A 19,155-nucleotide genomic window follows, 5' to 3' on the forward strand; every position below is an offset into this window, starting at 1 on the left:
CATCAAATCTCAATCGTCGTATTCGGCTCGATCAAGAGACCGCGTTGATGCAATTGATCGCAGAACGCCCGGGCGTCTTGTTTGATCGGCGGGAACGTATCGAAATGGATTGGGACGACTCGTTTCGCTTGAAGCCAGTGCGCCGCATCGAGCGCGTCGGTCGGCCCCATCGTGAAATTGTCTCCGATCGGAAGGAAGGCGACGTCAATCTCGAAGCGTTCACCGTATAGTTTCATATCTGAGAATAGTGCCGTGTCCCCGGCGTGATACACCGTGAGCGCATTCGTCTCGATGATGAACCCGCCCGGCATGCCCATATAGACCGGGACGTCTCCCATATCAAGACTCGAGCTGTGGAACGCCTGCGTCATCGTGACACGGCCGAACGGAAACGAATGTCCGCCCCCGATATTCATGCCGTGCACCGAAAAGCCTTTCTTCTCATAGTATGTTGCCAGTTCGTGCGTCGCGACGATCGTTGCACCCGTCTGTTTCGCAATCAATTCGACGTCTTCGATATGATCAAAATGAGCGTGGGTAAGCAGGATATAATCTGCTTTGATGCTCGCCGGATTGACGTCTGTATGCGGGTTGCTCGTCAGGAACGGGTCGATCAAGACGGACGTCCCGTCGAGATCGAGTTGTACGGTCGCGTGGCCATAGTATGTGATCTTCATCGAAATCCTCCCTTTCTGATATCAGATGGAACGTTTCACTTATAAGACTTTTTCTAAGAAGCGTTTCGCACGGTCGGTTTGTGGATTGAGGAGCAGGTCGGCCGGTTTGCCTTCCTCCATCAAGATGCCTTCGTCGAGGAAGAGGACGCGGTCCGCCACTTCGCGGGCAAAGCCCATCTCGTGCGTGACGACGACCATCGTCATCCCAGAATCGGCGAGTCCTTTCATGACGTCGAGCACTTCGTTGACCATTTCCGGGTCGAGCGCTGACGTCGGCTCATCGAACAACATGACGTTCGGCTCCATGGCGAGCGCCCGGGCGATGGCGACACGTTGCTTTTGTCCGCCCGACAATTGACTCGGGTAGGCATCAATCTTCTCTGATAATCCGACGCGTTCGAGGAGCTTTTTCGCCCGTTCGATCGCCTCGGCCTTGCTCACTTTCAACACATTGATTGGTGCGTACGTCAAGTTGTCGAGCACGTTCATATGCGGGAACAAGTTGAACTGTTGAAACACCATCCCGATATTTTGTCGTGCTTTCGAGACATTGGCGCCTTTCTTCGTCAACTCATAGCCGTCGACGCTGACCGTACCGCTTGTCGGCACCTCGAGCATGTTCAAACAACGGAGGAATGTCGACTTACCGGAACCAGACGGACCGATGACGGCGACGACTTCCCCTTTCTCAATCGATGTCGTTATGCCTTTGAGTACTTCGAGGTCTCCGAATTGTTTGTATAAATCGTTTACTTGTATCATCTGCCATCACTCTTTCTAAGCCGTTTTTCTAGACGTTGACCAAGATACGTCAACACCATCACTATTGTAAAGTATATCACACCGGCAAACAGGAGCGGTTCAAAGTAGATTGCCTTTTGCCCACCGACGATTTGCGCCCGGCGCATGATGTCGAGTACGCCGACCGTCGAGACGAGCGCTGATTCTTTCGTGAGCGTGATCATCTCATTGACGAGGGCCGGCAAGATGTTTTTGAACGCCTGCGGTAAGATGATTGACCGCAGTTGTTTGACGTACGGAACACCTAGCGCGTCCGATGCTTCCCACTGTCCTTTATCGACTGCTTGAATCCCGGCCCGAATGATTTCCGAGATGTAGGCTGCCGAATTGAGTGAGAAGGCGATGACAGCCGATTGGTACGGTGTCGTGATGAAACCAGTCAACTGTGGCAACCCGAAATGGATGATCGCGAGTTGCAAGATGAGCGGTGTCCCACGGAACACGGCCGTATAGGCGTGCCCGATAAAATTGACGAGACGGTTCGGGACGATTTTGAATGTGGCAACGACGATCCCGAGCGTGACCCCGAACAATGCCGAGACGAGCACGACTTGAAACATGACCGGGATCCCTTCGAGAATATACGGGATAGAATCATAAATCCGACTAAAATCCATTGTGAGTTCCTCCTAAAAAAGGCTGACTGATGTTTTCAGTCAGCCTTCTCCAATCTTTATTCAGCTGGTGCTGCTTCTTGTTCGAACCATTTTTGAGCCAACTTCTCGATTTCTCCTGAGTCGATCATCTTGTTCAATTCTTCGTTGAATTGATCGCGGAGTTCATCGTCCTTACGGAAGGCGGCGGCAGAACCGGCCTCTTCCTCGTCGACGATTTCAAATGTCGTGAGTTCGCTGTCTTGATCAAGATATTTCTTCGCGACCGTGTCCTCGATGACCATCGCATCGATCCGACCAGTCTTGATTTCCTGGATGATTTCCGGGATTTTGTTCAAGGCGACAACTTCTGCGCCCGGGATTTGTTCTTTGGCGATCCCTTCTTGGATTGAACCAAGTTGGACCCCGACTTGCTTCCCGTCCAAATCTTCAAGCGTCTGGATGGCATCCCCTTTTGATAAGATCAAGTTTTTCGCCGTAAAGTAGATGTCTGAGAAATCAGCGTTCTCTTTCCGTTCTTCCGTCGGCGTCATACCCGCCATGACGAAGTCAACTCGACCGGCGTTGAGCGCTCCGAGCAGGCTACCGAAGTCCATATCTTCAATTTTTAATTCATAACCCATGTTTTCAGCCACTTGCTTGGCGATATCGATATCGAAACCGACGATCTCATCGCCGTTTGCCGTATCGACGAACTCATATGGGAAGTAGTCCGCACTCGTGCCCATGACGATGACCTTATCCTCCTCGTCGGTCGACGTAGTGCCTCCTTCGTTCACGTCTGCCCCGCAAGCTACCGTAAAAGCGGCGAGACTCGCGATACATAATGCTAGAAAACCTTTTTTCATCTTCATCGTCCCTTTCTTCACATAGGATGAAATTATCAGAACTTTAACAAAATTATGACATATATGTGAATGGTGCTCAACTGTTCTTCGACTCATCATATGTCCGACTTGTTCTTCAACCACTATATACACATAATTATTACTTGTAAAGTATATTCATGCATAAAACATAAAAAAATACGGTCACATTCGCTCGTAAGCAAAATAAGTGACCGTACCGTTGTCGCGAGAGCCATAGGGTTGCACCCGTTTGACCGACGCGATCGGGATGGTGCTATACACGTGGGGGTAGCGTTCCCCGTCCTCCTCAAACTCGTAGTGGAGCAGGCTGCCGAGACGTCCGACATGGAACGAGACGAGCACGACTCGCTGTCCATGATAGTGCCGACGCACGAATTTACCGATTTGTTGCGGGGTGCAACAACGAATATACCCTTCCGTCTGGAGGGTCGGTTCATTGATCTCACCACGCGACAAGGCGATCGTATATTCGGCCTCGCTCATGATTTTGACGACTGGTTCCATCTCATCGTTCCCTTCTTAAGGAAAAGCGCAAAGGCCAGGCCTCTGCGCTCACTTCTTAGGCGTAGTAAATATCGAACAACGTCTGTAACTGCTCGACGAGCTCCTCGGCCGTCGATGACTCGATCGTGCTCCGTTCGACCATCGTGACGATATTGCCGTCTTCTAACAGCGCGATCGATGGTGACGACGGGGCGTAACCTTCGAAGTATTCACGGGCGCGGTCAGTCGCTTCACGGTCTTGACCAGCGAACACAGTCACGAACTGGTCCGGTTTGACGCCTTCCATCTTATTCACGTACGCTGCTGCCGGACGAGCGATGCCACCAGCACAGCCACATACCGAGTTGACGAGCACGAGCGTTTTGCCTTCTTTCGTTAACGCCGCGTCGACTTCTTCCGGTGTCGTGAGTTCTGTGTACCCTGCAGCGCGTACCTCATTGCGAGCTTGTTCGACTACATCTTGAAAGTATAATTGAAAATCCATATTGTTTCCCCTTTCGACTTGCGTCTGTTCTTTCTTATTTTACGTCTAGTGGATCGGTTAGGACAAGTCTATCGCTCAATTGTCCTTCGAGGAACGGTGTCGCGTTCAACAGCGTCTTGAAGGCCACATAGCGGGCCCGCGCTTCAGCGGTCGCTTCCCGGTTCGTCAAATAGGCCCGGATGAGGATGTTCTTCGGCGTGTGCTCCATATCGATGAACTCGAGGAGTTGCGCCTCATAGCCGACGAGTCCAAGTAATTCGGCCCGAATCGAATCGGTGGCGAGCGCCGCGAACCGTTCTTTGACGAGTCCATGCTGCAACATGACGTCAAGGCTCGGTGCCTCAAGTTGACGGTTCAATTCTTTTTGACAACACGGCACGCTCAAGATGACTTTCGCCCCCCAACGCACGGCACGAGCGAGCGCCATATCCGTTGCGACGTCGCACGCATGGAGCGTGACGACCATATCGACCGCCGTTTCGCCTTCGAACTCGTTGATGTCCCCGACGAGGAACTCGAGACGTTCATACCCAAGGTCGCGCGCAATCCCGGCACATTCCTCGATGACTTCTTTCTTCAAATCGAGTCCGGTGATATGGACGTCATAGCCTTTCATTTCATGCAAGAAGTGATAGAGGGCGAACGTCAAATACGACTTCCCTGAGCCGAAATCGAGAATTCGGATGGTCCGGTCGGTCGGTAAATGTTTGATCGAGTCTTCGATGAATTCAAGGAAGCGGTTGATCTGTTTGAATTTGTCATACTTTTGGCGCTTCACTTTCCCATCCTCGGACTGGACGCCGAGTCGGATCAGGAACGGTACCGGCTCATCGAGCGGCAACACGTACTGCTTCTCGCGGTTATGACTCAGCTTCACTTGTTTGACGGCCGTCTCGCGCTCTTTGAACGTCACTTTGAACTTTTTAGACAGTTGAAAATGGAACTCGGACGCCTTCAACTGGAACTGTCCTTGGCGGAACGTCTCGAGCAATTCATCGAGTTCGATGACCGCCTCGTCCGGTGTGAGATTTTTATGTTTCATCACCCGTTCAAATTGGTATTCGAACTGTATATGGTACTCGCCTTTCAACAGGAGCGGCTTCAATTTGACCCGGCGTAAATCGTTCGATTTTAGACGGGGTTGGCTGATTGTCGCCGTGACGAGCTCGTTCTGGCGAATCACATCAGCCAGCCGTTCGGTTAATGCTGTATATTCCACTGCGTTCATCCTTTTTTTCAATAGTTTCGAAACTTTTAGTCACGTGTATTCGTACATACTATTACACGAACACGTGCAAACGTCAAAGGAGGATCATTGTATGTTCAAAAAGTTATTATCATCGATCGGAATCGGTGCCGCGACGGTCGATACGCGACTTACCGAGAGTGCTTGCGTGCCAGGCGGGAAGCTCGACGGCGTCGTCCATATCAAAGGTGGCAACATCGAACAATCGGTCGACCGGATTTACATCTTTTTCAACACGCTTTATAAACATGAAGTGAACGACAAGACGACGTACTCGACGTTCACAATCGAAAAAATCTCGTTGAACGAGGCGCCGTTCATGATTGGTCCCGAAGAAGTGAAAGAAATCCCGTTCACGATCGACGTGCCGTTCAACACGCCGATTTCGGTCAGTCAGTCGAAATCATGGATTGAGACCGGGCTCGATATCGCTCAAGCCGTCGATCCGAAAGACGAGGACTCAATTCTCGTCAAACCAAATCACGCGCAACAAGTCGTCCTCGACGTGCTTGACGATATCGGCTTCCGCTTGAAAAAAGCCGATACGGAGATGCTTCCGGCCCGCCATCGTTCTGGTCGCCTCCCGATCGCCCAAGAACTCGAATATTCACCGAACGGGACGAGCTATGGGCGCAAACTCGATGAGCTTGAAGTCGTCATGCTTCAAACGGAGTCTTCCCTTGACCTATTGATCCAAGTCGACAAGAGCGTCCATAATCTCGGCAGTCTGTTCGCCGACTTGACCGGGACCGACGAGTCGACACACCGCCTCAGCTACACGAACGCCGAGCTCGCCTCGCCCGAGCGCATCCGAAGCGACCTCGAGACGTTGATTGAACGTTCCATCTGAACCATGCAGCCACGGAAACAGATCCGTGGCTTTTTTGATACGAAAAATCCTGCCCTCGGTCGAAGGCAGGACGTGAATCAGTAGAGCGTATACGTGTCCGGGTCGATCGATTCGAGCGACTGCTTAATCGCCTGCAAGAATTGACCGGCGACGAGACCGTCGAGGACGCGGTGGTCGACCGACATACACAAGTTGACCATATCACGCGCCGCGAACATCCCGTTCACCCAAACGGGACGTTTCACGATCGACTCGACCGACAAAATCGCCGCTTGCGGGTAGTTCAAAATCGGCGCAGATTGAATCGAACCGAACGCACCGGTGTTATTGATCGTGAACGTGCCGCCGCGCATCTCGTCCGCTTTCAAACGGTTGCCGCGGGCACGGGCCGCCACGTCTTGAAGGGCGACAGCGAGCCCTTTGATGTTCTTCTCGTCCGCATGTTTGATGACCGGCACGTAGAGGGCATCGTTCGCCGCGACGGCGACCGATAGATGGATGTCTTGGTGGACTTTGATGTGGTCGCCCGCCCATTCCGAGTTCATCATCGGGTGTTTTTTCAGCGCCTCGATGGCCGCCTTCATAAAGAACGGCATGAACGTCAGTTTGACGCCTTCCCGTTTAAAGAACTCGTCTTTCAATTTAGCCCGGGTCGTGACAAGGTTCGTCACATCGACTTCGATCATGAGCCACGCATGCGGGGCCTCATGTTTCGAGCGGACCATGTTGTTGGCGATCGCTTGACGGACACCTGCCGTCGGAATCAACTCGACGCGGTCCGATGAGACGTCAGGAGCTGTCGTTACCGACGCCGTGACAGCCGGTGCGGCGACCGTCTCAGGTACGTCGAGCTTCGTTTGTGTCATCGTCTCTTGGACTGGTGCCTGCGTCGCCGCTTCCTGCTTGACCGGACGGCCTTCTGACAAGTAGCGGAGGACATCTTTGCGCGTGATGCGACCACCGAGGCCACTGCCGTCGAGTTCGTTCAAGTCGATCGCGTTCTCATTGGCGAGTCGGATGACGGCTGGCGAGAAACGGCCGTTATTCTGTTTTCGTGGCGCGGCCGACGCTGCAGTGACCGTTTGCTTCGTCTCGACCGGTGCCGCTTCGACTTGTGCCGGTTCTGCTTTCGCCGGCGACGACTCGCCACCTTCGACTTCCATGACGAGGACCGGTGTGCCGACGGCGACCGTGTCCCCTTCACTGATTAAAATCTGTTTCACGATGCCGGCACTTGTCGCCGGAATCTCAGCGGTTACTTTATCGGTCATAACCTCGGCGAGTGGCTCATACTCCTCGACGCGGTCACCTGGTTTGACGAGAAACGTTGTAATCGTCCCCTCCGTGACACTTTCCCCGAGCTGTGGCATGTTAATTGACTGTTCCATATGACCCCTCCTTAAAAGGCGGCGAGCTGACGAGCCCGCTCCGCGATTTTTTCAGGGGATACGATGAAGAACTTTTCCATCGGTGGTGCATACGGCATCGACGGAACGTCAGGTCCCGCCAGACGCTCGATCGGCGCATCGAGTTCGAACAGCGCTTTCTCCGCGATGATGGCCGCAACTTCCCCGATGATGCTGCCTTCTTTATTGTCCTCGGTGACGAGGAGTACTTTCCCGGTCTTTTTGACGGCTTCGACAATCCCCTCTTGGTCGAGCGGATAGATCGTGCGCAAATCGAGGATGTGCGTGCTGATGCCTTCGGCTTCGAGCGTCTTCGCCGCTTCCTGGGCCATATGGACACACAGACCATACGTGATGATTGTGATGTCGTCACCTTCCCGCTTGACGGCGGCCTTGCCGATTTCGACCGTATAATCGTCGGTCGGAAGGTCGGCTTTCAAGAGGCGGTACGCCCGTTTATGTTCGAAGAAGAGGACCGGGTCGTTCGAGCGGATGGCCGACTTGAGCAATCCTTTCGCATCGACCGGATCAGATGGGATGACGACTTTGAGTCCAGGCGTCGAGTTGAACATCGCCTCGACCGATTGGGAGTGATAGAGCGCGCCATGAATCCCGCCGCCGAACGGTGCTCGGATGACCATCGGGCACGTCCAATCGTTATTTGAACGGTAACGGATTTTTGCCGCTTCGGAGACGATTTGGTTGACCGCCGGCATGATGAAGTCGGCGAATTGCATTTCGGCGATCGGACGCATGCCATACATGGCCGCCCCGATTCCGACACCTGCGATCGCGCTCTCGGCGAGCGGCGCATCGATGACGCGGTCCTCGCCGTACTTCTCAATCAAGCCTTGCGTCGCGCGGAACACACCGCCTCGAACGCCGACATCTTCCCCGAGCACGAAGACGTTCTCATCGCGTTCCATCTCTTCGTGAATCGCTTCGTTGATCGCTTCAATAAACGTTTTCATCACATTTCCCCCTCGTACACATGGTCCATCGTCGATTCAGGAGACGCATATGGTGCCTTATCGGCGTATGCAGTCGCCTCATTGACTTCACGATCGACATTCGCCTCGATTTCTGCGAGTTCTTCCTCGGTCATGACGCCATCTTCAATCAAACGCTTCCGGAACAATTGATTCCCGTCGCGATTCTTAAGGTCAGCCAACTCTTCGACCGAGCGGTACGCTTTGTCATCGTCATCCGACGAGTGCGGTACGAGACGTTCGACTTCGGCTTCGATGAGCGTCGGGCCTTCGCCGCGAAGTGCGCGGGCGCGGGCTTCTTTCACGGCGACATAAACGGCGATCGGATCTGTCCCATCGACCGTGACGCCCGGCATCCCGTAACCTTTGGCGCGGTCAGATACGCGCTCGCAAGCGAGTTGCTTCGAGAGCGGTACCGAGATGGCGTATTTGTTGTTCTCACAGAACAAAATCACAGGCAACTTATGCACGCCCGCGAAGTTTGCACCTTCGTGGAAGTCACCTTGGTTCGATGAGCCTTCTCCGAACGAGACGAACGTGACGAGCTCTTCTTTTTTCAGTTTGGCGGCGAGCGCCACACCGACCGCATGCGGCACTTGTGTCGTCACTGGAGACGAGCCCGTCACGATGCGATGCTGTTTCGAACCGAAATGGCCCGGCATTTGACGGCCACCTGAGTTTGGGTCTTCCGCCTTGGCGAACGCCGACAACATCAAATCGCGAGCCGTCTGTCCGAAGTGGAGGACAACGGCGACATCACGGTAATACGGAAGAATATAGTCCGTCCCTTTTTCGAGCGCGAACGCCGCCCCGACTTGGGCCGCCTCTTGTCCTTGACACGAGACGACGAACGGGATTTTTCCGGCACGGTTCAATTTCCACATGCGCTCATCGATTTTACGGGCACGGACCATTGTCTCGTACATCGCACCGAGGTCTTGTTTCGTCAATCCTAGTTCCTCATATGAATTCACAGTCATCTGTTCCATTCTGTTTCCTCCTTAGGCGTGAATCGGTAATCCGTCAACGGCCAGTGCCGCTTCTTGGAACGCTTCGCTCAGCGCCGGGTGAGGATGGACGAGTTGGCCCATTTCCCATGCCGTGGCGTTCAAGACGAGAGCGAGTCCGCCTTCTGTGATCAGTTCTGTCGCTTTTGGTCCGACGATATGCACACCGAGCAGGTCGTCCGTTGACTTGTCCGACACGAGTTTGACGAATCCGTCCGCCTGTCCTTCGATGCGGGCCTTGCCGAGGCCGTTGAAGCGATACGTGCCCGTCTTCACTTCATGCCCGGCTGCTTTGGCACCTTCTTCGGTCATGCCGACCGATGCGACTTCCGGCACCCCGTACACGCAACGTGGGATCAACGCATAATCGAGCGGAGTCGGCTCGTGACCGAGAATCGTCTCGACCGCCTTCACACCTTCTGCCGAGGCGACATGGGCGAGCTGGAGCTTGCCGATGCAGTCCCCGATGGCGAAGATGTGACGTTCTTTCGTCCGATACTGTTCATCAACTTGGATGACACCGTTCTCGACGACAATCGATGTGTTCTGTAACCCGAGATGTTCCGTATTGGCGACCCGTCCGACCGAGACGAGCACACACTCGACCGAGATCGTCTCTTCGCCGACCACGAGCGAGACAGCATCGGTTGCTACTTCTGTACGCTCCGGGTCGACGGTGACGTTCTTCAACACACGGACGCCCCGTTTTTTCAGGAGTCGCTCGACTTCCCGTGACACCGCCTTGTCTTCGAGCGGCAACAGACGCTCCCCGACTTCAATCAGCGTGACCTCAACATCAAGGTCGATAAGCATCGAGGCCCATTCGACACCGATGACCCCACCGCCGACGATGGCGATGGATTCTGGCAACTGCTCAAACTGAAGCAGGTCGTCCGAGTTCAAGATGCGTGTATGGTCAAACGGCAGGCCTGGCAGTTCGCGCGGAATCGACCCTGTCGCGATGATGAGCTGGTTCGGCAAGATGAGTTCGGACTCCCCGGATTCGTCTTCGACCGCGACCGTTCCCGGCTGCGGCGAGAAGATACTAGGTCCCAAAATCGATGCCTTTCCGCGAAACACCTCGATTTTACCTTGCTTCATCAAGTGCTCAATACCTTTTTCTAGTCCCGCGACCAAGTCGCGTTTGAACGACTGGGCCCGCTCCATGTTGAACGTGACGGCCTCTGTCTCAACACCGTACGTGCTCCCGTGTTTTGCCGTCTGATAGACGTGGGCCGCTTTCAACAACGCTTTCGTCGGGATGCAGCCTTTATGTAGACATGTCCCGCCGAGTTTCTCGGCCTCAACGATTGCGACAGTTTTCCCGGCTTGGGCCGCCTTGATGGCTGCGACATATCCGCCAGGACCGCCGCCGATGACGACGATCTCAAATTCTCGTGCCATGTGTATCCCCCTCATATTCTCGAACTGCTTCTTCATGTCGAATGGCCCGGAGTGCGCCTTCGGCGAGTGCCTTCAGCTCATCTTCGCCCGGATAGATGTGGACCGGCGCCAAATAGCCGACGCGCGCACTGATTTGCTCGGTCAGCCAAGTCGAATAGGCGATGCCACCCGTCAACAGAATCGCGTCGACGTCGCCGCGTAACGTGGCGCCATGTTTGGCGATTTCCTGGGCGACGCGGTATGCCATTGTCTCGTAAAGAAGAGCGGCCTGTTCATCGCCATCTGCCATGCGCTGTTCGATCTCGATCGCGTCGAACGTTCCGAGGTGGGCAAACAGCCCTCCGCGTCCGACGATTTTCTGTTTCATTTCCGACTCTTTATACCTGGTACTATAACATAGTTCTACTACCTGTCCAACAGGAATCGAGCCGGCCCGTTCCGGTGCGAGCGGCCCATCGCCGTCGAGTCCGTTGTTCACATCGATGACGGCCCCTTTGGCGTGGGCCCCGACTGTGATACCTCCTCCGAGATGGGCGATAATCAAGTTGAGTTGTTTGTAATCGCTTCCATTTTCGGCTGCGAAACGTTTCGCGACCGCCTTTTGATTCAAGGCGTGAAAGATGCTGCGACGATTGATCTCTGGTATTCCCGTCTCACGAGCGAGCGGGCCTAGCTCATCGACGACGACTGGATCGACGATGAAATTCGGTACCTGAAATAATTCACCGAGTTTATAAGCAAGTAATCCACCCAAGTTCGAGGCATGCATCCCGAAGCGACCGCTCGCCAAGTCTTCCCGCATGAGCGAGTTGACGGCGTACGTCCCCGATGTCATCGGGGCGAGCAAGCCGCCGCGACCGACGATCGCGGACAAATCTTCGCCCGCGATGCCCGTCTCAGCCAATAAGTTCCGCACTTCACGTTCACGATATGGCAGTTGCTCCGGAAGTGACAATCCTGTGACGTCGGCTTCGTGACGGACGGTACGAGATAACATCTCGTCCGCTCCGTCAAACAAGCCGACCTTCGTCGACGTCGAACCCGGGTTGATGGCGAGAATGAGCTGTCGTGTCATATCAGCGCCCACCGAGCAAACTCTTTTCGACTTTCAAGAACTGGCTGCGCGAGCGCGACATCATCTGAATCCGCTCCTCTGCCATCTTCTCGGCGGCGACATGCGTCGGTACCCCGTCGCGTTCAGCGATCTCGAAGACGCGCTGCATGTTGTCATAGATGAGTTCGACTTTCTTCATCGCCCGCTCACGGTTATAGCCTTCGAGCTCGTCGGCCACGTTGATGACACCGCCCGCGTTGATGACGAAGTCTGGCGCGTAAAGAATGCCGCGCTCCTCGAGCATGTCCCCGTGACGATCCTCGGCGAGTTGGTTGTTCGCAGCACCAGCTACGATTTGGGCTTTAAGCATCGGAATCGTCTTGTCATTGATGACCGCTCCGAGCGCACACGGGGCAAAGATGTCACAATCGACCGCATAAATTTCGTCCGGTTTGACGACCGTCGCGCCGAAGTCCGTCTCAGCACGTTTGAGCGCTTCTTCGTTAATGTCGGTGACGACCAAGTGTGCCCCTTCTTCATGCAGGTGACGGCACAAGTTGTAGGCGACGTTCCCGACGCCTTGGACAGCGACCGTCTTGCCGGCGAGCGAGTCCAAACCAAACTTCCATTTTGCCGCCGCTTTCATGCCACGATAGACACCGTACGCCGTCACTGGAGACGGGTTACCGCTCGAGCCGAACGCAGGGCTGACGCCGGTCACATAATCGGTCTCCATGTGGATGAAGTCCATATCGGCGACCGTCGTGTTGACGTCCTCTGCCGTGATATAACGGCCACTTAGTGATTGCACGTAACGACCGAACGCTCTGAACATCGCCTCTGACTTGTCCGTCTTCGCATTCCCGATAATGACGGCCTTGCCGCCCCCGAGATTGAGCCCAGCCGCCGCATTTTTATACGTCATGCCTTTGGCGAGACGGAGGACGTCCGTGAGCGCCTCTTCTTCCGAGGCATAGTTCCACATGCGCAGCCCCCCGAGTGCAGGTCCGAGCGTCGTGTCATGAATTGCGATAATCGCCTTCAATCCTGATGCCTGGTCTTGACAAAAGACGATTTGCTCATAGTCCTCCGCCTGTAAGACGTCGAAAATACGAAAGCGTGGTTCCATGTTTGTTTCCATCATTAATGATTCCTCCATAAGTTTATTTTTTGGCATGTAAGAGCGCGAACGCGAGTGAGTAAAGCTTGGCCTCGGCCGTATCGGCCCGGCTTGTCAAAACGACCGGTGCGGCCGCGCCGACGACGATGGCCGCCACGCTCGCTCCGGCAAAATACATCATCGACTTATAAAGGACGTTGCCGACCTCTATGTATGGGACGAGCAATAAATCGGCTTGTCCTGCGACCTCGCTAGCGATGCCTTTTTGTTGGGCAGCGACCATATCGACGGCATTGTCGAGCGCGAGCGGTCCGTCGACGACACAGCCTTTGATCTGGCCGCGCCGGTTCATCTGACTGAGCAGTGCAGCGTCGAGTGTCGCTGTCATCTGCGGGTTAACGACCTCGACCGCCCCGATCGCAGCCACTTTAGGCGACACGTAACCAATGTCATGCATCGCCGCAACAGCGTTGTGAATGATCTCGACTTTTTCATCGAGTGTCGGGGCGATGTGGATCGCGGCATCGGTCACGCCGATCAGCCGTTCTCGATTCGGGATTTGGAACAGAGCGATATGACTGAGTGTTCGGTTCGTCCTCAGTCCCGCCTCGCGGCTGAGCACAGCTTTCATAAACGTCGATGTCGCGACCATTCCTTTCATGAGCACATCGGCTTCCCCTGTCTTGACGGCGAGCGTCGCCCGTTTGGCAATCTCTTTGTCGCCCTTGACGTGGATGATGTCGACTGCATCCTCGTCGATGCCCTGTTCGTCACATAACCGTTTGATTTCTCGGGCATCCCCGATCAGTTTAAACCGAGATAATCCGTGATCGGTCGCGAGCTTGACGGCGCGGATGACTTCTAAGTCGGCCGCCCCAGCAATCGAGACGGTTCGCCCGTGCAGCTGTTTCGCTTGTTCGAGCATCCGTTCAAAATTCATGTATGTCCCCCCTTGCCTGTCTTCTCTTATTACCATGCAAGTTTGATGCCAACTTTGAAAGCGCTTTAATTAGTGGACTACCATGCATTTATTTGCTTAGTATGAAAATATGTGCAGGTAATTTATTGCATACGGTCAAGTTTATTATACAGCGTTCGGATTGAAATGTGTAAGCGACGTGCCGCTTCCGACTTATTTCCGTCGGCCTCTTCGATTGCCCGTTCAATCAAATCCCGTTCATAACGAGCGACGGCGTCGTTAAGAGACAGGGCGTCCACCGGCCGCGTCGAGGTGACACGGGTCGAGAGTTGGAGATGGTGCGGGGTGATCCACTGATCCGCACTCGCCATATAAATCATCGCCCGACCAAGCACGTTCTCGAGTTCACGGACGTTGCCTTTCCAGTGTTGACTCTTCAACAGCTCGGTCGCCTCTAGGTTCACACCGCGCACGCTGCGGCCGTACTCTTGATTCAACTTGCGGACGATACGCTCACAGAGCGGTTCGATTTCCTCGAGCCGGTCCCGGAGCGGCGGAATATGGATCGGCATCCGGTTAATCCGGTAGTATAAATCCTCGCGAAACGTTCCATCGGCCACTTTCAGTTCGAGATCGGCGTTCGTCGCCGCGATGATTCGCACGTCGACCGGGATCGCACTCGTGCCTCCGACTCGGACGATTTCATGCTCCTGTAAGACACGTAGCAATTTGACCTGGACATCGACCGGCAACTCGCCGATCTCATCGAGGAAGAGTGAACCGCCATCGGCCTCTTCGAAATACCCGACCTTACCGCCTCGTTTCGCCCCGCTAAACGCTCCATCCTCATAACCGAATAGTTCGCTCTCGAGGAGCGTCGGCGAGATGGCGGCGCAGTTGACACGGACGAACTTTTTATATTTGCGGGGAGACTCGCCATGGATGGCATGGGCGAACAACTCCTTACCTGTTCCCGACTCACCTCGGATGAGCACGGTGACAGGGGTGACGGCGGCGAGCCTAGCCTGTTCGATGACAAATCGCATCTTCTCGCTCGTCGCGATGATATCGGCGAACTGATATTTCGCCTCAAGGTTTCGGATCCGTGTCTTTGCTTCCTGCAACTCGTCCCGGAGCGCCCGGATTTGGGACACGTCCCGGATGACGCCGACCGAACCACGCAGTTTTCCTTCGACGATAATCGGTTCGGCGTTAACGAGAATATCTCGGCGTGTCGCACCGATTTGCATCCGGATGTCACGGACGCCTTGCCCCGTCGAGAGGACTTTTAAATGGACGCTCTCCTGCATGCCAATGTCCGCTGTCGCCGGCTTGTCGACGACGTCTTCTTTTTTAAATCCCGTCAGCCGTGTATAGGACGGATTGATCAAGATCGTGTTCCCGTTATGGTCGGCGACCGAGATCGCCTCGCTCGTACAGTCGATAATCGCCTCAAGCATCTGTTGGTTCTGCTTCAAGCGTTCGACGACGATCCGAATAAATTCCCCAGGCAAGACGACCGCGTCCACGAAATGTTCTTTTAACTCATCAAACGTCTCAGTGCGGCCCGTCGTCTCAATGACGAAATCGAGGCGCTTATCGGCACACACCCGCCAATCTCCAGCCGTTTTGATGCCGTGGTTACGCGCGAGTTGCACACCTTCGGCCGTTGCTTCCGGGTCGATGACGGCGACGACCGTAACGAGCGGTGAGTCGAGCAACATCTTTAGCACCTCGGTCCCGCCTTTCCCCGCACCGACAATCATCAATCGTTTATTCATTCTCACATCCCCCATCTTACCTTTCTTCATTCATGCTACTGAACCTAAACTGATTTCGCAACCTCCTAAAAAAGGCCGTGTCGACGTATGTATTTTCTGTTAAAATAATGAGTGTTAAGGAGGAGATCCTATGCGCATGATCGCACTGCTGATCTTGATCATCCCTGGCCTGCTCGGTGTCTATGGCATCAAGTTACTCCGCGACAGCTTCTTCCTCAAAACGAGCGTCCCATTCTCTTGGATCGAGTCGGTGGCAGCCGCCTCAATGCTCCAAGGTACGTTCGGGCTGTTAATCGCGATGGGCGGGATTGGTTTTGTCGCAGGTTATATCTTCAATCGTGACAAGAAAACAGGCAAAGTACCGCGAATAGATTCTTGAACACAAAAAAAGGTTCCCAAACTTGACTTCATTTCAAGTGCGGAACCTTTTTATTCATATTGAATTGTGATCACTACGGATGATCTCCTCTCCTACTTGCTACAATCTTGTGACATGAGGTCCAATGGTCTTCTTAATGAAGAAGTTTGAAAGAAATTAGTAACTGCCGTCTTGCGTGAACGGAAATGTACCCATTCTAGTTACTAACGAATATTCATCGGGTCATGTCGAACCATCCATCGTGAAGTCGAACGCTTGCCATAAACTGTTCAACGGTTGACAACACTCCTTTTGGTCAACTGAACGATTCGTTTTCCCCGGACATAGTCCCTAGCTTCGAACTGATGCCGGAATCGCCTCGCAAATGAGCGTGCGCCGCGACCTCTCGTCGGGACGATGACGATTTGAGATGTCGTTCACACCTCTGAGCTATTGACGGATAGCGGTCCGAGATGATTTCTTGCTCTAACCTGTTCCGGAACATGTTAGAAAGCGTTCATCTGACGCTCGTCCAAGTAACTTGGTACACCTTTATTATAACAAGTTCCTCTCGATTTGCAAGCGCTTTCTTTAACAAAGTAAAAGAAAATCAGGAGGAGACCTCCTGATCATTTCATTGCTGTTTAAATGATTGATACGTAACAAAATAAGAAATAAACTCGGAATTTTTCGGACTACGCTCGCGCTCCGGCCGCCCATCGAACATTTCGTGGTCGCGCATCCCGTTCTCCCACGCCGTTTTGATGGCATGGCGCATCGCTCGTTCCACACGGGAAGATGTCGTCTCATGTTCTTTCGCAATCATCGGATACAGTTCCTTCGTAATCAATCCGAGCAGTTCTTGACGCTCCCGGACATAGACGACAGCTTGACGAATGTATTTGAATCCTTTGATACGCGGTGAAATCCCAAGTTGTTGCAACAACAGTGAAATGTCGAGTTCTTCTGGCGACATCGCCTCGAACTCTCGACTCGAACCGGCAGCGAGTTCACGAATTTTCGTGATCAATTGTTGAATGTTGAACGGCTTGACCAAAAAGTAAGATGCGCCGAGTTGAACGGCCTGCTTCGTCACTTCATCTTTGCCGAACGCACTGAGCATGATCACTTCCGGTTTGGCGTTCGCCAATTCCGTCTGTAACCGTTCGAGGACGCCGATGCCGTCCAGATGCGGCATGATGATGTCGAGCAGGAGTACATCCGGTTGGTGTGTCTTGACGACGTCTAAACATGCCTCGCCGTCGTAGGCGGTCCCGACGACTGTTAAGTCGTCTTCGGACTCGAGTTGGCGGGTCAACAAATCGACGATTTCTCGATTGTCATCCGCGATGCATAATGTGATCAATTAAGACACCCCTTCGATAAACTTCCGTTTTAATTGGAGAGACATAGTGAGTAGCTCCTCCACATGTCGTTTCGTCAAATCCGTCATCTGTGCCCCGGCAATCATCCGTCCTAGCTCATCGACCCGTTCAGCATGCCCGAGCGTCGAGACGTTCGTCTTCGTGCGCTCATCTGTTTCCATTTTCGTGATATACAAATGTTGATCCGCCATAGCGGCCACTTGGGCCAAGTGGGTGATGCAGAGCACTTGTGATCCGACCGATAGACGGAAAATCTTCTCGCCCATCGCTTGCGCGACCCGCCCCGACACGCCTGTATCCACTTCGTCGAAGATGATGGACGCGACACCGACCGTTCGAGAGAAGATTGACTTCAAAGCGAGCATGACCCGGGACAATTCACCGCCCGAGGCAACTTTCGCGAGTGGCTTGAACGGTTCGCCAACGTTCGTCATCATATAAAACTCGACTTGATCGAGTCCGTCCGCTTTGAACGGCCCTTCTTTGAACCGGACTTCGAACTGGGTCTTCTCCATGTACAATTCCTTCAGTTCACGCTGAATCGCTTTCTCGAGCTCGGTCGCTGCTTGTTTGCGGGCCGCCGATAACGCCATTCCTGTCATACGGACCTTCTCTTCGAGACGGGCAAGACGATCTGATAGTTCTTGCAGATGTTCTTCCCGATTCGTCATCGATTTTAACTCGTTAGCGATTTTTTCCCCATACGTGATGACCTCGTCGATTGTGGCCCCGTATTTTCGTTTCAATTGTTGGAACAAGGCGAGCCTCGTCTCAATCTCATCGAGCCGAATCGGGTCGAATTCGAGCGAATCGAGCTGATCTCGCAATTGGAACTTTGCGTCTTCGAGCAAAAAATAGGCGTTTGAGATTGTCTCCGCCATCGGCGCGAGCGATGTCGACAGCGCGGAGGCTTCCTCCATCTCACGCATGGCGATGCCGATTTGGTCGAGTCCTTTCGCCTCATCCGCGACCGCCTCATACGACAAGCGGACGTGTTGATGAATCCGTTCGAAATTGGCGAGCTCGTTCCGTTCCTCGGTGAGCGCTTGCTCTTCACCGACCTTCAGCTCGGCCGCCTCGATCTCATTCGTCTGGAACGCGAGCAGGTCCATGCGTTGGGCCAACTCTTGCTCGCTTTGACTCAATCGTTTCAACTCATCGGCGACGTTCTTCCAGTCGACGTAAGCGGCGCGATAATGCTCGAGAAGCGGAGCGAGTTCGGTTTCAGCGAAGCTATCCAAAATGCCGAGATGGTATTCGGCATCCATCAAATGTTGGTGCTCATGCTGGCCGTGAATATCGACAAGTAGCCGTCCAAGTTCGCGAAGTGTCGACAACGGCATCATCTTGCCGTTGACACGACAGACGCTTTTCCCGCTGCTATGTAAATCGCGGCGCAAAATGACGGTCCCTTCTTCGATTTCGATGCCGTATTGGGTCGCCGCATCGATGATCGGATGGTCCGGTTCGACGTTGAACAGCCCTTCGATCTCCGCCTTGTCTTGTCCATAGCGGACGAATTCGCTCGAACCACGGCCCCCGACAAGCAAACCGATGGCATCGAGTAAAATTGATTTCCCGGCCCCAGTCTCCCCTGTCAATACGGTCATCCCACGGTTGAACGTGATATTCAGTTCATCGATGATCGCAAATTGTTTGATCGATAGTTCTGCTAACATACGATAAT

The 19,155-nt window shown here is 53.8% G+C and carries 19 protein-coding genes; 2 read left to right on the plus strand and 17 right to left on the minus strand.

Annotation, left to right across the window (positions count from 1 at the left end; genetic code table 11):
- Positions 1-2 precede the first annotated feature (2 nt).
- The 7 genes from EVJ33_RS09490 to EVJ33_RS09520 form a co-directional block, all read right to left on the minus strand.
- The gene (locus EVJ33_RS09490) at positions 3-677 is read right to left on the minus strand and encodes a metal-dependent hydrolase (RefSeq protein ID WP_131436558.1); all 675 of its coding nucleotides are present in this window, start codon (positions 675-677) and stop codon (positions 3-5) included.
- Positions 678-716: 39 nt separating this feature from the next.
- Positions 717-1,439: an amino acid ABC transporter ATP-binding protein gene (locus EVJ33_RS09495; RefSeq protein ID WP_131436560.1), complete on the minus strand. Its 723-nt coding sequence runs from the start codon at positions 1,437-1,439 to the stop codon at positions 717-719.
- A complete protein-coding gene (locus tag EVJ33_RS09500; RefSeq protein ID WP_131436562.1) occupies positions 1,436-2,095 on the minus strand; it encodes an amino acid ABC transporter permease in 660 nt (219 codons plus the stop codon). Before EVJ33_RS09500 ends, EVJ33_RS09495 begins: the two co-directional genes overlap by 4 nt.
- 56 nt (positions 2,096-2,151) lie before the next feature.
- Positions 2,152-2,940, minus strand: a complete 789-nt coding sequence (locus EVJ33_RS09505; RefSeq protein ID WP_131436564.1) for a transporter substrate-binding domain-containing protein — start codon at positions 2,938-2,940, stop codon at positions 2,152-2,154.
- 183 nt (positions 2,941-3,123) lie between these two features.
- Positions 3,124-3,465, minus strand: coding sequence for a DUF952 domain-containing protein (locus EVJ33_RS09510; RefSeq protein WP_131436566.1), 342 nt, complete (start codon positions 3,463-3,465; stop codon positions 3,124-3,126).
- Positions 3,466-3,520: 55 nt separating this feature from the next.
- The gene (locus tag EVJ33_RS09515; protein ID WP_034777946.1) at positions 3,521-3,949 is read right to left on the minus strand and encodes a BrxA/BrxB family bacilliredoxin; all 429 of its coding nucleotides are present in this window, start codon (positions 3,947-3,949) and stop codon (positions 3,521-3,523) included.
- 34 nt (positions 3,950-3,983) lie between these two features.
- Positions 3,984-5,168, minus strand: a complete 1,185-nt coding sequence (locus tag EVJ33_RS09520; protein ID WP_131436568.1) for a class I SAM-dependent methyltransferase — start codon at positions 5,166-5,168, stop codon at positions 3,984-3,986.
- A 100-nt stretch (positions 5,169-5,268) separates the two neighbouring features.
- Between EVJ33_RS09520 and EVJ33_RS09525 the strand changes: the two genes are divergently transcribed.
- Positions 5,269-6,045, plus strand: coding sequence for a sporulation protein (locus tag EVJ33_RS09525; RefSeq protein WP_131436570.1), 777 nt, complete (start codon positions 5,269-5,271; stop codon positions 6,043-6,045).
- Between the two features lie 77 nt (positions 6,046-6,122).
- Here the strand turns inward: EVJ33_RS09525 and EVJ33_RS09530 are convergent, their stop codons facing one another.
- The 8 genes from EVJ33_RS09530 to EVJ33_RS09565 form a co-directional block, all read right to left on the minus strand.
- Positions 6,123-7,433, minus strand: coding sequence for a dihydrolipoamide acetyltransferase family protein (locus EVJ33_RS09530; RefSeq protein ID WP_131436572.1), 1,311 nt, complete (start codon positions 7,431-7,433; stop codon positions 6,123-6,125).
- 11 nt (positions 7,434-7,444) lie between these two features.
- The gene (locus EVJ33_RS09535) at positions 7,445-8,422 is read right to left on the minus strand and encodes an alpha-ketoacid dehydrogenase subunit beta (protein WP_131436574.1); all 978 of its coding nucleotides are present in this window, start codon (positions 8,420-8,422) and stop codon (positions 7,445-7,447) included.
- A complete protein-coding gene (locus EVJ33_RS09540) occupies positions 8,422-9,420 on the minus strand; it encodes a thiamine pyrophosphate-dependent dehydrogenase E1 component subunit alpha (protein ID WP_029595280.1) in 999 nt (332 codons plus the stop codon). The genes EVJ33_RS09535 and EVJ33_RS09540 overlap by 1 nt, the downstream gene beginning before the upstream one ends.
- Positions 9,421-9,441: 21 nt before the next feature.
- Positions 9,442-10,851 carry a dihydrolipoyl dehydrogenase gene (lpdA, locus tag EVJ33_RS09545; RefSeq protein ID WP_131436576.1) on the minus strand — a complete coding sequence of 470 codons (1,410 nt, stop codon included), beginning with the start codon at positions 10,849-10,851 and terminating at the stop codon, positions 9,442-9,444.
- Entirely contained in the window at positions 10,835-11,926 is a 1,092-nt protein-coding gene (gene buk / locus EVJ33_RS09550; protein WP_131436578.1) for a butyrate kinase, read from the minus strand. The genes lpdA and buk overlap by 17 nt, the downstream gene beginning before the upstream one ends.
- Before the next feature lies 1 nt (position 11,927).
- The gene (locus tag EVJ33_RS09555) at positions 11,928-13,049 is read right to left on the minus strand and encodes a Glu/Leu/Phe/Val family dehydrogenase (protein ID WP_131436579.1); all 1,122 of its coding nucleotides are present in this window, start codon (positions 13,047-13,049) and stop codon (positions 11,928-11,930) included.
- Positions 13,050-13,068: 19 nt separating this feature from the next.
- Entirely contained in the window at positions 13,069-13,965 is an 897-nt protein-coding gene (yqiS, locus tag EVJ33_RS09560; protein WP_131436581.1) for a phosphate butyryltransferase, read from the minus strand.
- Between the two features lie 122 nt (positions 13,966-14,087).
- A complete protein-coding gene (locus EVJ33_RS09565) occupies positions 14,088-15,725 on the minus strand; it encodes a sigma 54-interacting transcriptional regulator (RefSeq protein ID WP_131436583.1) in 1,638 nt (545 codons plus the stop codon).
- A 130-nt stretch (positions 15,726-15,855) separates the two neighbouring features.
- Here EVJ33_RS09565 and EVJ33_RS09570 point away from each other — a divergent pair, with 130 nt between their 5' ends.
- Positions 15,856-16,104 carry a DUF2627 family protein gene (locus EVJ33_RS09570; RefSeq protein WP_131436585.1) on the plus strand — a complete coding sequence of 83 codons (249 nt, stop codon included), beginning with the start codon at positions 15,856-15,858 and terminating at the stop codon, positions 16,102-16,104.
- A 613-nt stretch (positions 16,105-16,717) separates the two neighbouring features.
- Here the strand turns inward: EVJ33_RS09570 and spo0A are convergent.
- Together spo0A and recN are read right to left on the minus strand one after the other, a co-directional pair.
- Positions 16,718-17,449 carry a sporulation transcription factor Spo0A gene (gene spo0A, locus EVJ33_RS09575; protein WP_131436587.1) on the minus strand — a complete coding sequence of 244 codons (732 nt, stop codon included), beginning with the start codon at positions 17,447-17,449 and terminating at the stop codon, positions 16,718-16,720.
- Positions 17,450-19,147, minus strand: a complete 1,698-nt coding sequence (recN, locus tag EVJ33_RS09580) for a DNA repair protein RecN (RefSeq protein WP_131436589.1) — start codon at positions 19,145-19,147, stop codon at positions 17,450-17,452.
- Positions 19,148-19,155 lie beyond the last annotated feature (8 nt).

Source organism: Exiguobacterium sp. SL-10 (genome assembly GCF_004337025.1).
In the GTDB taxonomy this organism is placed as follows: domain Bacteria; phylum Bacillota; class Bacilli; order Exiguobacteriales; family Exiguobacteriaceae; genus Exiguobacterium.